This window comes from Candidatus Magnetominusculus dajiuhuensis, assembly GCF_046044395.1.
Classification (GTDB): Bacteria; Nitrospirota; Thermodesulfovibrionia; order Thermodesulfovibrionales; family Magnetobacteriaceae; genus Magnetominusculus; species Magnetominusculus dajiuhuensis.
The window spans coordinates 1-13,875 of the sequence record NZ_JBJUSG010000100.1 but is presented as its reverse complement, the minus strand read 5'-3'; the positions used below and the strand labels follow the sequence as shown (position 1 = coordinate 13,875).

At 45.3% G+C, this 13,875-nt stretch carries 16 protein-coding genes; 11 read left to right on the top strand and 5 right to left on the bottom strand.

Translation table 11 applies throughout. From position 1 onward, the window contains the following. The first annotated feature begins 106 nt into the window (after positions 1-106). The 3 genes from AB7D94_RS12895 (at position 107) to AB7D94_RS12885 (ending at position 1,374) form a co-directional block, all read left to right on the top strand. The gene (locus AB7D94_RS12895; protein ID WP_420266296.1) at positions 107-421 is read left to right on the top strand and encodes a hypothetical protein; all 315 of its coding nucleotides are present in this window, start codon (positions 107-109) and stop codon (positions 419-421) included. A gap of 109 nt (positions 422-530) precedes the next feature. Beyond that, the gene (locus tag AB7D94_RS12890) at positions 531-953 is read left to right on the top strand and encodes a hypothetical protein (RefSeq protein ID WP_420266295.1); all 423 of its coding nucleotides are present in this window, start codon (positions 531-533) and stop codon (positions 951-953) included. After that, complete coding sequence (locus AB7D94_RS12885) at positions 916-1,374, top strand: YtxH domain-containing protein (RefSeq protein WP_420266294.1); 459 nt, start codon at positions 916-918, stop codon at positions 1,372-1,374. The genes AB7D94_RS12890 and AB7D94_RS12885 overlap by 38 nt, the downstream gene beginning before the upstream one ends. Positions 1,375-1,527: 153 nt before the next feature. On the opposite strand, the gene AB7D94_RS12880 is transcribed toward AB7D94_RS12885, so the two are convergent. Then, positions 1,528-2,733, bottom strand: coding sequence for a cofactor-independent phosphoglycerate mutase (locus tag AB7D94_RS12880; RefSeq protein WP_420266293.1), 1,206 nt, complete (start codon positions 2,731-2,733; stop codon positions 1,528-1,530). Positions 2,734-2,973: 240 nt separating this feature from the next. Here AB7D94_RS12880 and AB7D94_RS12875 point away from each other — a divergent pair, with 240 nt between their 5' ends. Both AB7D94_RS12875 and AB7D94_RS12870 read left to right on the top strand, forming a co-directional pair. Further along, on the top strand, positions 2,974-3,756 hold the full coding sequence (locus AB7D94_RS12875; RefSeq protein WP_420266292.1) for a response regulator: 783 nt from the start codon (positions 2,974-2,976) through the stop codon (positions 3,754-3,756). A 517-nt stretch (positions 3,757-4,273) separates the two neighbouring features. Beyond that, complete coding sequence (locus AB7D94_RS12870; protein WP_420266291.1) at positions 4,274-4,495, top strand: hypothetical protein; 222 nt, start codon at positions 4,274-4,276, stop codon at positions 4,493-4,495. 31 nt (positions 4,496-4,526) lie between these two features. Here the strand turns inward: AB7D94_RS12870 and AB7D94_RS12865 are convergent, their stop codons facing one another. Further along, on the bottom strand, positions 4,527-5,729 hold the full coding sequence (locus AB7D94_RS12865) for a response regulator (RefSeq protein ID WP_420266290.1): 1,203 nt from the start codon (positions 5,727-5,729) through the stop codon (positions 4,527-4,529). 240 nt (positions 5,730-5,969) lie between these two features. Here AB7D94_RS12865 and AB7D94_RS12860 point away from each other — a divergent pair, with 240 nt between their 5' ends. The 3 genes from AB7D94_RS12860 to AB7D94_RS12850 are packed head-to-tail and all read left to right on the top strand — an operon-like array spanning position 5,970 to position 8,708. Continuing rightward, on the top strand, positions 5,970-7,742 hold the full coding sequence (locus AB7D94_RS12860) for a sensor histidine kinase (protein WP_420266289.1): 1,773 nt from the start codon (positions 5,970-5,972) through the stop codon (positions 7,740-7,742). Continuing rightward, positions 7,729-8,100, top strand: coding sequence for a response regulator (locus AB7D94_RS12855; RefSeq protein ID WP_420266288.1), 372 nt, complete (start codon positions 7,729-7,731; stop codon positions 8,098-8,100). The genes AB7D94_RS12860 and AB7D94_RS12855 overlap by 14 nt, the downstream gene beginning before the upstream one ends. Then, positions 8,097-8,708: a hypothetical protein gene (locus AB7D94_RS12850; RefSeq protein WP_420266287.1), complete on the top strand. Its 612-nt coding sequence runs from the start codon at positions 8,097-8,099 to the stop codon at positions 8,706-8,708. The genes AB7D94_RS12855 and AB7D94_RS12850 overlap by 4 nt, the downstream gene beginning before the upstream one ends. A gap of 3 nt (positions 8,709-8,711) precedes the next feature. Here the strand turns inward: AB7D94_RS12850 and AB7D94_RS12845 are convergent, their stop codons facing one another. Next, entirely contained in the window at positions 8,712-9,152 is a 441-nt protein-coding gene (locus AB7D94_RS12845) for a response regulator (protein ID WP_420266286.1), read from the bottom strand. Between the two features lie 337 nt (positions 9,153-9,489). On the opposite strand from AB7D94_RS12845, the gene AB7D94_RS12840 reads away from it, so the two are divergent. Genes AB7D94_RS12840 through AB7D94_RS12830 form a run of 3 tightly spaced genes read left to right on the top strand, consistent with a single transcriptional unit; the run spans position 9,490 to position 11,866 of the window. After that, positions 9,490-9,864 (top strand): response regulator, encoded by a 375-nt coding sequence (locus tag AB7D94_RS12840; protein WP_420266285.1) that lies wholly within the window; start codon positions 9,490-9,492, stop codon positions 9,862-9,864. A gap of 34 nt (positions 9,865-9,898) precedes the next feature. After that, positions 9,899-11,149, top strand: coding sequence for a sulfite exporter TauE/SafE family protein (locus AB7D94_RS12835; RefSeq protein ID WP_420266284.1), 1,251 nt, complete (start codon positions 9,899-9,901; stop codon positions 11,147-11,149). Positions 11,150-11,152: 3 nt separating this feature from the next. Beyond that, entirely contained in the window at positions 11,153-11,866 is a 714-nt protein-coding gene (locus AB7D94_RS12830) for a hypothetical protein (RefSeq protein ID WP_420266283.1), read from the top strand. Positions 11,867-11,886: 20 nt separating this feature from the next. Here AB7D94_RS12830 and AB7D94_RS12825 read toward each other — a convergent pair whose 3' ends face one another. Both AB7D94_RS12825 and AB7D94_RS12820 read right to left on the bottom strand, forming a co-directional pair. After that, complete coding sequence (locus AB7D94_RS12825; RefSeq protein WP_420266282.1) at positions 11,887-13,392, bottom strand: SLC13 family permease; 1,506 nt, start codon at positions 13,390-13,392, stop codon at positions 11,887-11,889. Then, a partial coding sequence (locus tag AB7D94_RS12820; protein ID WP_420266281.1) for a CBS domain-containing protein occupies positions 13,392-13,875 on the bottom strand: 484 nt, incomplete at its 5' end. The genes AB7D94_RS12820 and AB7D94_RS12825, both read right to left, overlap by 1 nt.

Here is a 13,875-nt window from a genome sequence, read left to right as displayed (position 1 = left end):
AGCCCAAATAAAATACCTCGTAGAATTATTTACCGCCTTCCTTGACAGCAGGGCTGCCCAAGTGCTATCATACCTTACATGGCTATAAAAACAAGGAGGGCAATCTGTGACGGATCTAACGGTATTAGAAGGCCAGAGTAAGGACGTAAAACGCTATATCCTGATAGGTTCATTTTTAGGCGGCCTTGTCGGTGCCACTGCGGCATTGCTTTTGTACCCGCAGTCCTCCGATAACAGATTAAAGACGATAACAGACATACAACACGACCTTTTCAGGCCGGTAAAAAGTAAGTTTCGTGAAATGGTCGAGCACATAGGCGACACGCTGATTAAGGCAATAGATGACGCGGCAATCACAGCGGCCTCCAACAAGCTCTACGGCGATGACGAGGAGTCTGACCCGTCGGATATGGCGTTATAGCTGCTGTATATAAGATATTTTTCAGCTGATTTGAAACAGCAATGATGGAATTAGGTTGATAAATGTTTGATAAATGAATGAGGGGCGTGACTAATAAAATGGATGGGCTGTGGATATAAAACTATTCATACTCTGGGCTGTCATTGTGCTGTGCAGTGTGCCGATATTAATTCAGCTGGCCAGAATGATAGGATCGATTATTGATTTGATTAGGACGACGAGCTGTTCAATCAAGGATTTTTCGACCGAAGTGGTAAATACTGTCAGAGTGGCAAACAGGATATTATCTACAGTTGACGGAATGGTTGTGATTCTGAGGGAGCTTATTGCATCGTTAAAGGAGCTTGGCTCAGGCGCCAGAAAACTCGTCGAGACTCTTAAAGACTCGTCCAAGTACGTGACTAAATTGCTTGGTCAGCTATCTGGCCTTATTGCGGTGATAAAATCGACCATAGGGATATTTACTAAAGGTGAAAAGAAAAAAGGAGGCACGGATGACAGACCACAGGACAGAGAAGATGAAAGAGGATGACAAAAAGGGAGTATCGGGGGCATTGCTTGCCGTGGCAACATTGTTTGGAAGCGTAGCTGGCGCCGCCCTAGGTCTCGTGTTTGCACCGCAGGCAGGAGATAAGACCAGGGCGAAGATTCGCGAGTCATATAACAATGTCGTAGATAACGTAAACGCAGTGGTAAAGAAGGTCGACGACACGCTGCCTGGTTTCGTAACAAAGGTCAGAACAGAACTTCAGGACGTGCCTGACAACGTGAAATCAGAGCTGTTGACTCTGACAAAAGACACAGAAGAAAAAATAAGCAAGGCGGTCGAAATGAGCAGCTCCTATCTTTCGGACGTGAAAAGCACCATTTCCTCGACGCTTGACGAAGGGATAAAGACCCTGTCATCAACTATCGAAGAGGGGAAAAAGATAATATCAAAAAACACTCAATAGATAGCGAAAAGCAGTCAGATAGAAATGACCGGGTTGGCGGCAGCCGCCCGGTTATTTTTTTACAAGAAACTTAATTTTACAAGAAACTTAAACAGTTATCTGGACGGTCATTGAGGTCTTCACGTCGCGCTGAGGGGAAACAGGCAGGGCGGTCTATCGTTTTCCAGTAATAAAGTAACTCATCAACGTGTGGCCCTCATCGATGTACAAGGCATCTTTCAATGACCCTATACCTTCGTCATATGAGATTTTATTAGTCTTAACGGCGCGGCTGTCATATATAACAAACGGCACTGAGGCGTTTGTATGGGTTTTCAGTGCGATTGGGGTTGGATGATCAGGCATCAGAAGGATTTTATAGTCTCCGGCGTCTTTGAGCAGCCTAAGCACCTCATCGACAACGATAGAATCGAAGTCCTCTATGGCGCGGATTTTGTCGTCAAGTCTACCGGAGTGCCCAGCCTCATCGGGGGCCTCGACATGAATATACACAAAATCCCTATCTTTGAGTGAATTGACGCCGTAGGCGGCCTTGCCTTTATAGTTGGTATCGATGTAGCCGGTTGCCCCTGGAACGTCAATAATCCTAAGTCCAGCGCAAACGCCAAGTCCTTTTGTGAGATCGACGGCGCTTATCAGGCTGCCTTCTATGCCGTATTTGTCCTTAAAAAGCGGCAGCGCCGGGCGCCTTCCCTGCCCCCAAAGCCAGATGCTGTTAGCCGGTGGTTTGCCGCGTCTGATTCTGTCAATATTTACGGGATGGTCTTTGAGGATTTCCTGCGATTTAAGCATCAGGGTTAACAACACATCGGCGCCTTGCCCTTGCGGCAGATATGCGGCAACCGGCCTTCCCGTTATATCGTGAGGAGGGGTGCAGGACATATCTATTGGGCCATTTTTACAGACCATCAAATGTCTGTAACTGATGCCCGGGTAAAACTGTATTGAATCAATGCCCAATTCCCTGTTTATCGCCAGGATTAACTCTCTGGCCTCCTCAGAGGTTATGTGTCCGGAGCTGTAGTCGGCCATTAATGTCTCTTTCTGTGTGAAATCAAGGTATACGAGATTGCACCTGAAGGCGGCGTCATCTTTGTCAAGCGGCAGCCCCATGCTTGCCGCCTCAAGCGGTGCCCTGCCGGAGTAGTAATCGCGTGGGTTGTAGCCCAGAATGCTCAGATTTGCAACATCTGAGCCGGGTGGAAACCCCTCAGGCACAGTCCTCACCATTCCATAAATTCCACCTGATGCAAGGGCATCCATGTTGGCAGTAACCGCCCTTTGTAACGGTGTCATCCCTCCAATGGCCTCAAGTGGCATATCGGCCATTCCATCGCCTATCAGCACAATATATTTCATACGCTTTATTGTGACATTATTTAAGGCATTTTATCAATGCCATCTGCAACAATTTGCCATCACACATGGAGATAATTTTGCTTGACAAAAACTCTTTTAATGCTTGATAATACAATCAAGAGAGTTTTATACTAAAGTAATGTGGTATAAGTCTCATGGGCAGAGAGGCTTATTAAGCTTTGTTATGCATATGTATGAATACGAAAGCTGGCGTTTAATTGTATTAAGGAGGGTTGCTCAGTGGCGGACAAGGGGAAGCAGGCTATACTGTGTGTCGATGACGAGCAGGATATATTGGATTCGTTGTACGATACATTTATGGATACCTACGATGTAAAGACCGCAACCAACGGGGTTGAGGCTTTAAATATAATACAAGAGACGGAAATAGCGGTAGTCATCTCAGACCAAAGAATGCCGATTATGACAGGGGCGGTGCTCCTGCAAGAGGTTAATAAGATCAAACCCCGATGTAAGAAAGTCCTGTTGACAGGGTACTCCGATATCGACGCTGCAGTTGACGCAATTAACAAAGGGGCAGTCAATAAGTACATACATAAACCTTGGGATGAGCCTGAGCTTGTCGAAACTGTCGAGCATTTAATCAAGATGTATAATGCCGACGAGTTTATGAACAAGATGATAGAGGACAGCAAGAAGATTAAGACAAAAATAGATAAATGGAAATATCAGTCTGATTTGCTGGAGCAGTTCATAGACAGCTACCAAATGGGAATTTGTGTCGTTGACGCCTCAGAAAACATCGTGGCGGTTAATAAGACTGGTCTGAAGCTCCTCAAACACGATAACATTGACGCTATTAAAGATAAAAAGGTTGATACTGTGTTTCTGCTCAATAGCGATAAGAGGCAGGCCTTCCGTGAGCTGTATGAAAAGGGAACGTTCTATCAACTATTGGAAGTGAAGCAGGCAGATGGCAACACAGCCGGGCTTCAGGCAAGCCTGACATATCTTACAGATGAAAAAGGTGTAAAGCAGCTAAAGGGTATATTGTTTAATTAGAGAAAACCGTTTACAAACAGGGCGGCCAGGGGTTATACCGGGCTGCGCCCTGTCCCGTGGCAACCTCGCATTATATAGAAGTACATCGTGATGAATCAGCTGTTGCCGCTATCACGGCTACAAGGCAGCTTTTTTATATCCCGCCCCTCACTCAACGACATATTGACTATACTTTCTCACCAAGGAATAGCGAATTTACCCATAATCCGTCATTCCAGACAACATACTGTGTCATAATAGAAAACCAGCCAGTCGCCCCCAGCTTTGGGGGGCTGTTGGACAAGGTAAGGAAAAGGGGCTGCTAAAGAGAGATGGGATAAAAGAATACACGTTAGATGCAGACGCCACGAAGATAATAGCTAAGGATGATGCGAACTATACATATAAGGGCAATAAGGGATATGCCAATGCTTGGTTTTTGTATGAGTCCAAGCTGTGTATATATGACGAGTTCAGAGAGGGTAATGCGTCCCCGGCATTTGGGCAGAAAGAGTTTTACACAGCATGTAAGAATCGAATGCCAAGAGGCAAGCAGATAAAGGCATACAGGGCAGATATTTTCATCCACGTAATAGCGACAAATTGGTTAGAGGAAGAAAAGACAGGATATGAAGTAATCCAGTGGCATAATCAGAGAGGGGATGCGGAGAATTTTAATAAAGAATTAAAAGGTGGATTTGGAATGGAACGTATGCCGTGTGGTCAGACGTATCCCAATGCGGTATTATTCAGGATATGAGTGGTCATTATCGTGGTCATTACATCTGTGGTCATCTCCTGGCCTTCTTATGAGCGTCTTTTATTGTTGTTAATAGTTTATTTATATCAAATGGTTTCTCAAAATATGCGTATGCCCCAAGCGACATGGCCGCATCTCTATCGGCGTCAGTGCCCTGTCCAGTAAGAATTATTACCTCCACTCGAGGGGTTTTTCGTTTTATCTCCTTGAGGACATCAAGACCGCTAATGCCATCCATTTTCAAATCAAGCACAAGGACCTCAGGCGTCTCCTCATCAACAAAGCCCAGTGCCTCCTCCCCGCTAAACACAGCGGCAGTCCCTATATCGCGAAGCTGCAATCTGTTAGAGAGGGTCAGGGCAAAATCCTTCTCATCATCAACGACAAGCACCTTTGATGGCAGCTCAATGTCATATTTTCTGTAAATCTCATCATTAAAATCTGGACCAGGTACGACACTTACCAACTTTACACCATCGACGGTTACTGCAATATGGGTTAATTCCGCCTCTAATTTTTTCAGCCGCAGCGTGTGTTTATTTACAGTAATAGTTATCTCGCCGCCTTTAGAGGTGACAATTACGTCGTGACCATTTTCCACAAGTCGCAGCCTTACTTTTGAGGCCAGTTTAAAGTCCGCCATATCACGAGATTGCTCGGCGTCGTTTTCCATGGTAATTTTTTCGGCATTTTCCATGATAATTGATAGCGCCTCCTCTTCCGAGACCTTATCAGTGGGTAGAAGAATATCATATAGGGTCTTTTCCCACGGGGATTTCTTAAAAAGGAACTGCGTAAGGCTGAATAATTCGTTATCATGGGCTTGAATCTTTATGGCGGCATCGTGCTCAGATAATTTCTCAGCCCTTGCCGCTTCAAGTTTTCTGTTTAGTATATCGGATATAGCGCAAACGCGAAGAACATGATAGATGTTAACTGGAATCAGATGTGCTGAGAATCCCTCGTATATGGCCTTATCATCGGGGAGGGTTTCTGAAAGCACGACTTGAATATATGTCAGGAGCCTCTGTTTTTCCTGTGTAAAGTTATTAAACACCGATGGTTTGTGATATAATGCCTTAATAAGTTTTGCCGCCGGAACATTAAATCTCTCGGATGTGCGCTTGATAACGTCAGCCTCAGTTAGACAAGAGTAACCACTCCTTTGGGCAAGTCTTCTATCAAAACCGCTACCTAAACAGTACGCCCCCTTGAATAACGCTATAATTGCCATATTAGTTTATCTCCAAATCGCAAGATTTCTCACTTGGATATTATACTACTGATGTATTGATTAAAGTCAACAGGTGGTGCGAGGATAATCGCATTAGTTGATGCCTTTGCCATGACTGAGCCTAACTTGACAATACACTGATTATCGTTTGTAATTTAAAGCGGAATTATTTTAATATAGCACGCACCGAGCTTTGATGGCAACAGACAAACTATTTGCAATGGACAGGTTTAACAAGACATGAAAAACACAAGGACCATAGAATCTGGCAGGCACAACACCGCTGTCAGCCCATCGTCAATAACCAGCCCGTTGCGGTATTTGCGTCTGAAGATAAGTATCGTCATTTTGCTTGTTACGATTTCTATCGTATTTCTTTTAATCGTTTTGTTCGTAAGCAATTTCTGGCTCCAGAGATTCTTAAATGAAGAGACTCAGAATCAGACACGATGGCAGATGGAAAATACAAAAAACTCGATAGAGTTTTTTATCAACCTAAAGGTCTCAGCCCTGCGTTTTCTTGCCTCCGGCTACCAATTCGACCAGCTCCTTGACCAGAAAGTCCTCTATTATCTGTTCAGCAATTTCAAGAAAGACTTTGGTGACGCCGTCGATTTAGGCGTCATAGACTCAATGGGTATAATGCGCTCCTATGCGGGACCTTATAACTTAAAAGGCAAGAACTATTCAGACCAGGGATGGTTCAAACAGGTTGAGGTGCAAGACTCGTGTGTAAGCGAGGTATTCATGGGTTACAGAGGAAATCCGCATTTTGCCGTAGCCGTGAAAACCGCCATACCAGAGACCAACGGGTTTTGGATACTGCGCGCTACTGTGGATATCAAGACCCTTCAGTGGCTTATCTCAACGTTCAATCTCAATGTCAACGATGACGCCTTTATCGTCACACCAAAGGGAATTCTGCAAACTCCTTCGAGATTTCACGGCGATGTATTAAAATATTCCGATATAAAAATGCCATACCTTCAACATGGCGTCAACGTTTCAGAACAGGAACTTCCTAATGGTACACCGTTTATCTACGCATACGCCTACATAAAAGACTCACCGTGGATACTGTCAGCCATCATAAAGTCGAGGGCACAGACACCAACCGCTAAATCTTTTCTCAATCAACTAATTGCGATATTTGTGATAAGCATCCTGATAATTATCGTCATCACTGTTAAAATGGCGCATTCTATGGTCAATTGGATAAGGGATGCCGACGAAAAAAGGCAAGAGGCCCTATCAGAGATAGAACACTCAGGGAAACTGGCCTCTATAGGGCGGCTTGCAGCCGGCGTTGCCCACGAGATAAACAATCCTCTGTCAATAATCGGCCAGAGGGCAGGCCTGATAAAAGATATTCTGGAAATGGCCGAGGGCAGAGAAGATTTTAAATCCATGATAGACGATATGAAAAACAGGGATAAATTCATCGGTCTGACAAACGGTATCCTTGACGCGGTAACCCGCTGCCGCACAATCACGCACAGGCTGCTGGGATTTGCCCGCCGCATGGACACGGCCTATGAGCTAATAGACCTTAATGAGACACTCTTAGAGGTGCTTAGCTTTCTGGATAAGGAGATTCTCTTCAGAGACATAAAATTAGTTCGCAATCTTGACCCTGACCTGCCTCAGATAAAGACCGATAAGGGCCAGGTTCAGCAGGTATTTCTAAACATCATAAATAATGCCGTTGACGCCGTAGCAAGAGAAGGCGTCATAGAGTTGTCAACAAAGAAGAAAGATTCTCAAACGGTCGCTGTCTTCATAAGCGACAACGGACAAGGCATTCCAAAGTCCCGCGTAAAACATATATTTGAACCCTTTTACACTACAAAGGAAAAAGACAAGGGCACAGGATTAGGCCTTTTTATCTCATATGGAATTATCAGAAAACTCGGCGGCTCAATTGCCGTTGAAAGTGAGATAGACAATGGGACAACGTTCATAATCGAATTGCCTTTATTTTCAAATGAGGAGGAATCTAATGCCGCCGGTTAAGCTGCTTATTATTGACGACGAAGAGGACTACGCATCGGCACTTGTCGAACGCCTGAATTTGAGAAAGTTTGACGCCGCGGCAGTATATAGCTCGAAAGATGCGCCAGCAGCCATAGAGAGCCACCGCCCTGATGTTATCCTGCTTGACCTCTTTATGCCCGGCATGGATGCCAAAGACATGATAATGACCCTAAAAGACGCTGTCCCGGATGTCGAGATTATCATTGTCTCAGGACATGCAGACCCAGCTCAGGACGTCATAAAATCTGCCTTCGATTACATCATTAAACCTATTGAAATAAAAGACCTGATCGAGAAGGTTAACAAGGCGCTCGCAAAGAAAAAAGGAGCCGCGTGATGACCCAGTTCAGCCCTGACGACCATCTGGCCTTTATCGGCAAAATACTTTCTCTTTATACGCATGAACAGAAAAACCACCTCGCAATCATCAACGAATCAGCCGGACTTCTCGGCGACATGATTGAGTTTTCCGAAACGCTGAAATCACTTCCTGAGACCGGCCAGATTCTCGATATTATCAAGTCAATAGACGCACAGATAAAGAGATCATCAGAGATGGCAAAGGCCCTGAACTCCTTCGGCCACAGAATGGACACGGCGCTTTGTTTGTTGAGCGTCAATGACTGCGTGAAAGAGGTACTTGCCCTGCTGCACAGGGCTTTAGCCCAGAAGAGGATAACGATTGAGGGTGATTACGCCGCGGATATGGCGGCTATAACCGGCAGCCCGTCAACCCTTCAACTGCTGGTCTTCAAGGCCGTAACACGCGTGGCAGAGGAAAACGCGCACATCAATATAAAGACATTCAACACAGACGATTCAGCGATAATCAGCATAACACCCGGCATCCCTGTTGACTTCATGGAAGACTCGGACTATTTCAAACCAATGCGCGCGGTAACGATAAACGGCAGAGAGATTAATATCATAATTCCGCTAAAATAATAGTTACCAGCCCCTTGTCTCAATAATGCCCTGTATCTTCTGTCTGAGCTTCTCATCAACGATTACCGCCTTTTTATTTTTGGCGCCTCCAATTTTTTCAAGCAGGAGATTCATGTCGACTGGTTTTTCCATGAAATCCACCGCCCCTCCTTTCATCGCCTCAACGCTTTTTTCTAATGTCGCATGCCCTGTCAATATAATCACTTGAAGCTCTGGATTGTCATGCTTTATACGCTGAAGTACCTCCATGCCGTCCATTCCCGGCATTGACAGGTCAAGAACAATGGCATCGAAGTCCTTTTCGTTAATCTTTCTTAGGGCATCGGCACCGTGCGTAGAGCTGTCTATACGCAGTCCCCTTGCCTGAAGCCTCTTTGAGAGCATTTCAAGGAACTGCTCCTCGTCGTCAACTATCAATATGCTTGCGTTTAGCTGTTGTGCCATCTGAGAGACCTCCTTAGCTGCCGCACACCTCGCTGCTATAGTATAAGCATACAGCTGATTCTTTGACAACTGCCCCCCGAGACCAGCCCAAATTTATTTTAAAAAAAACGAAAAAATACTTGTGTAAATATTTTTCTATTATTAGTATAATACCTTTAAGGCAGGTCGGCTGGCTTTCTCAAAAAAAGTCCCCCTGTCTAAGTAGTTCACCTGTTCTGCAGCTATGTGTTTCCTTATGGTTAAGTGAACGGCGTATGTAAACGTTAGGGCTGTCGTTAACCTGAAAATAAAACAAATGCAGGTGAGCTGTCCATTTTAAGGGCATTGGAGTAAATACATGAAACAATTAAACATACTGCTGGCTGATGACGAAAAGGACTTTACAGAAGTGCTGTCTCAGCGGCTGCAAATGAGAGGCTTTAAAGTCGCAATCGCCTTTGACGGGCAAGAGGCCATTGACAGCCTCAAAGAGCATGTACCTAATGTTCTGGTGCTCGATATGAAAATGCCGCGCAAAAACGGCATAGACGTTATGCGATGGCTCAATACAAGAAAAATAGAACTTCCGGTACTGATACTAACCGGATACAGCTCTGAAACAGAAGAGGAGGAGGCATGGAAACTAGGAGTGTTCGATATACTGCGAAAACCCCCTGAAATAGATGTACTTTCAAAGGCAATAAAAGAGGCATATATAAAGAAGGCCCTGTAAAGAGGGCAATATCATACTCAGTCAGGAGGTATTAATGAATTTCTTCAAAGGGTTGTACGAGTTTTTTAAGAGCGCCTCCATAGCCCACGCTCAATGGGATTATGAGGTATCTATGAGCATTATTAAAAACAAGAAGAAGATGCTCTGGATTATCATCGCCATACTGCCCATATTGCTTGTGGCTATGGCGGAGGCCGGTGGGATGTTGGGGGCAAAGACCGCATATGCCCCCGCGTTTTATTCGACGAAGATATTTGTAGTGTCAATCGCCATCGGGCTTGCCGCAGGGCTGATTACAGGCTGCATTGGGGCAGGTGGAGGGTTTATTATTACCCCGGCGCTGATGGCCGCCGGAGTCAAGGGAATTCTTGCCGTAGGAACTGATCTGTTTCATATCTTTGCAAAGGCAATTATGGGTACGACGGTGCACAAGAAATTGGGAAATGTCTCGGTAAAGCTGGCTGTCGCGTTTCTGGTTGGCTCAACCGGAGGCGCCCTCATTGGGGGATTTATAAACAAGGGGCTGTATGACTATGACCCGCTTTTAAGTGAGGCATTTATAAGTCTGATTTATGCCGCGCTGCTTGGATTTCTAGGGTTTTATTCACTTATTGACTTTCTAAGGTCAAGAAAGGGTGTGGACACCGGCGACGCCCACGGCGCCGCACCTGCCGCCGCACCGGCTGTTACGATAAAGGTTCAGGCTATGAACATTCCCCCGATGATAACCTTTGACGAAGATTATGTGCCTGGGGGTAGGAAGATCTCAGGCGTCATCGTCGCGGCAGGCGGCGTTATCGTAGGCATAATGGCCGCTATAATGGGTGTTGGCGGTGGTTTTATTACGTTTCCAATGTTTGTTTACATCTTTGGCGTCTCGTCTATGAACACTGTTGGGACGGACATTCTACAGATAATATTTACCGCTGGGTTTGCGGCAATCACTCAGTACGCGATATATGGATATGTGTTTTATTCGCTGGCAATGGGGATGCTGCTTGGCTCGTTGATAGGCATTCAGGTCGGGGCTATGACCACGAAGGTCGTCAAGGGGATTCATATCAGAGGGTTTTATGCCATATCCATACTGGCCGGCTTTATAAACAGGGTAGCGACACTGCCCAAAAAGCTTACTGAACTTGAGGTCGTACACATACCAAAGGGAATAAGCAGCGGCATAGAAACCTTTGGAGATATAATCTTCTGGGTAGTGGTGGGATTTTTTGCGTTGTGGATATTCAGCAAGTTCTTTGGCAACATAAAGAAATTAAAAGAGGGGGCATAAGCTATGTTAGTAGAAAATAAAAAGGCTTTTTCCTTGGGCGCTTTATATGCAATATCGTTTTTTGCGGTATTGGTACTGATATTTTCACCGGTATTTGGCGACGGTAGAAACGGGCTTGTGTTTTCAGACGATATGTTTAATAAACTCTCTAAGGGGTCTTCCTATTTTATCCCTAAGATAATAAAGGCTAACGACAAGAACATGGGCAAACAGTTCTCCGTCACTATAACGCTCGATAAGCCTGATGTAGTAGAAAAGGCCGCGGGGCAGTTTAAAAAGGCCGGAATCGACGTCCAGACGGACGCACTAACCTTAAAGATAACAGGAGACCTCGGCAAGCTGCTCGCAGTAATACTAAAAGACTCAGACTCTATGTTTAACAATGACTCAGGCAATTTAAAGGCCGCATACGGCTACGACGGCAAAGAGGTGCTCAATTACTGGTGGCAGGCGCTTTCCAAGATGGACAAGGCGTTAAAAAAGGATGGCAAGTTAGAACAGTCCAACGAAATCGGCTCAGTTATGAAAAAGGCCGTCGAACCGGCATATAACTTTTACGGGATTGAGTCCCAGAAGGTATCAGACAAAGTAGGCGTCATGTCCGGGCTCCTTGTCTTTTACGTCATCTATACGATGTGGTGGGGGTATGCGATATATTTCATGTTTGAAGGGCTTGGACTTTCGATGAAAAAGGCCAAGGTAAAAAAAGAGATATAGAAACCGCAGGCCGGTGCTGGCTAATTAGTCATACGCATCCCCAGCGCCGGCCATATTACCAGGACAGCCGCGGCTAATATAAGAAACAAAACAACGCTCATCATCATACCTATAGTAAAGAATTCACGCGCAGTAAACTGTTTCGATTCAAAGGCGATTGCGTTGGATGCCGAGCTTCTGATAAGCAAAAAAGGCATCGCCGACGCAAAAGATATGGTGAAGAAAACGGCCTCGTGCGTAACGCCGGCATATTTGGACATAACAAGCCCAACCGGTAGTATAATCACAACGGCAGCCGCGTTTGTCAGCACATTGGAAAAAATTACGACCACAACGGCAAGCAGCATGACAAAGGTAAACCAATGGAGTTTTGCGGTCATCGCAACACAGCTAACGGCAATCCACGCCGAGGCCCCTGTCTCCCATAGGCAATATCCTATGCTCATCGTCCCGCCAAAAAACAATACAATGTTCCACGGCACATCCTCGAGGTGTTTAAGCTCCATCAGCTTAAAGATGAAAATCAGAGCCGTAGACAGCAGCATCAGCCCTGACTTATCCAATTGCGCAAGCGCTGCTATGCTGCGGCTGATAAGCAGTAATATCACAACTGAAGCTAATATAATCATAACCTGAATTTCCTTACCTGTCATAGACCCAAGCTCCGCGTACAGCTCTTTAAACTTATCGCTTAATCCACTTAGCGATTTCCTGTTGGGTCTGAATAAAACGGCAATAAATACCCAAATAAATAGTATTGTTATCCAACCAATCAAAGACATATATTTCGTATAACCGGCAAATGAAATCTCCCTCTGTAGAACCTCTTTGAATATCGCCGCAGATAAAATCGCCCGCGGGGCGCTAAACAGTGTGAATATACTTGCCGCCCCGGCTGAAAAGGCCATGCCCATAAACAGACCCTTTCCAAACCTCGTGGGTAGATCCTCACGCCTGTAAAAAGAATAAATCGCCCATATCAAGGGGAATATGGCCGCAGAGGACGATGTGTTTGACATAAAGTGAGATAAAAAGGCCATAACGAAAAATGTCCCCCCGTATATCATTAATGTATTCTCACCAATGATTGACAAGATTTTATATGCAATCCTCCTTGTCAGCCCAGTACCGGTAAAGGCCATCCCAATGATGATAGAGGCAAAAATGAACACAACAGCCGGGTCCATGTAATCATTAAAAACCCTTTTAGCGTCTCTTATGCTGAAAATTACTTGCAGCGCCCCCATTATAAGGGCAGTAACGCCGGCGGGCAGCACCTCAAAATACCACCATATTGCTGCCAACAACAACACTGCGATGGCAGCCCTGCCCTGCGTGCTTAATGAAAATCTCGCCCCTGAGGGGTCAACCGCGTCAGGGAGCGCCGGAGCAAAGTAAATCACAAAAAACACTACAAGACCCAAAATGATACAAGACACCCGTTTCCAATCAGTCTTGGCCTTTGGCCTCGATACTCCCAGCGCCTGCGAGAAACCAGAAGGGGCGTTGACAATCTTCTGCGGCATTATCTTATGTCTCCCTTACACACGGCCCCGGAGAACTCATTAAAAATATCTATCAGTGTAACTATTCCTACCAGCTTCTTTTTATCTTCCAGCACGGGCAGCAAAGACAGACCGTTTCTGAGCATTGTATAAGCGGCTTTAGCAATATGCTCATCCGTACCGGAGAAATGCTCTATGGGATCCAGGATTTCACTTACAGGTCTTTGCACTAACTCCTTGTTGGACATATCAAACATCGTATCCCAAACAAGAGACAGAGCTAAGTCGCCATCAAGCCCTGAATTTTGCTGTGAAGACATTTTAATAAACACCGGCTCCAAACCCTTCAGTATCTCTTTTATGCCAAGCGTGCCTACAAGATGGTATTTTTCCTCAAATACCAGCACAACAATCTGTTGGGGCTCCTTCTCAAGCCCGGCACTTTTTATTATCCCTATGGCCTGTCTGATTGTAAACCAATAGGGTATGTGCGGGAATTCGAAG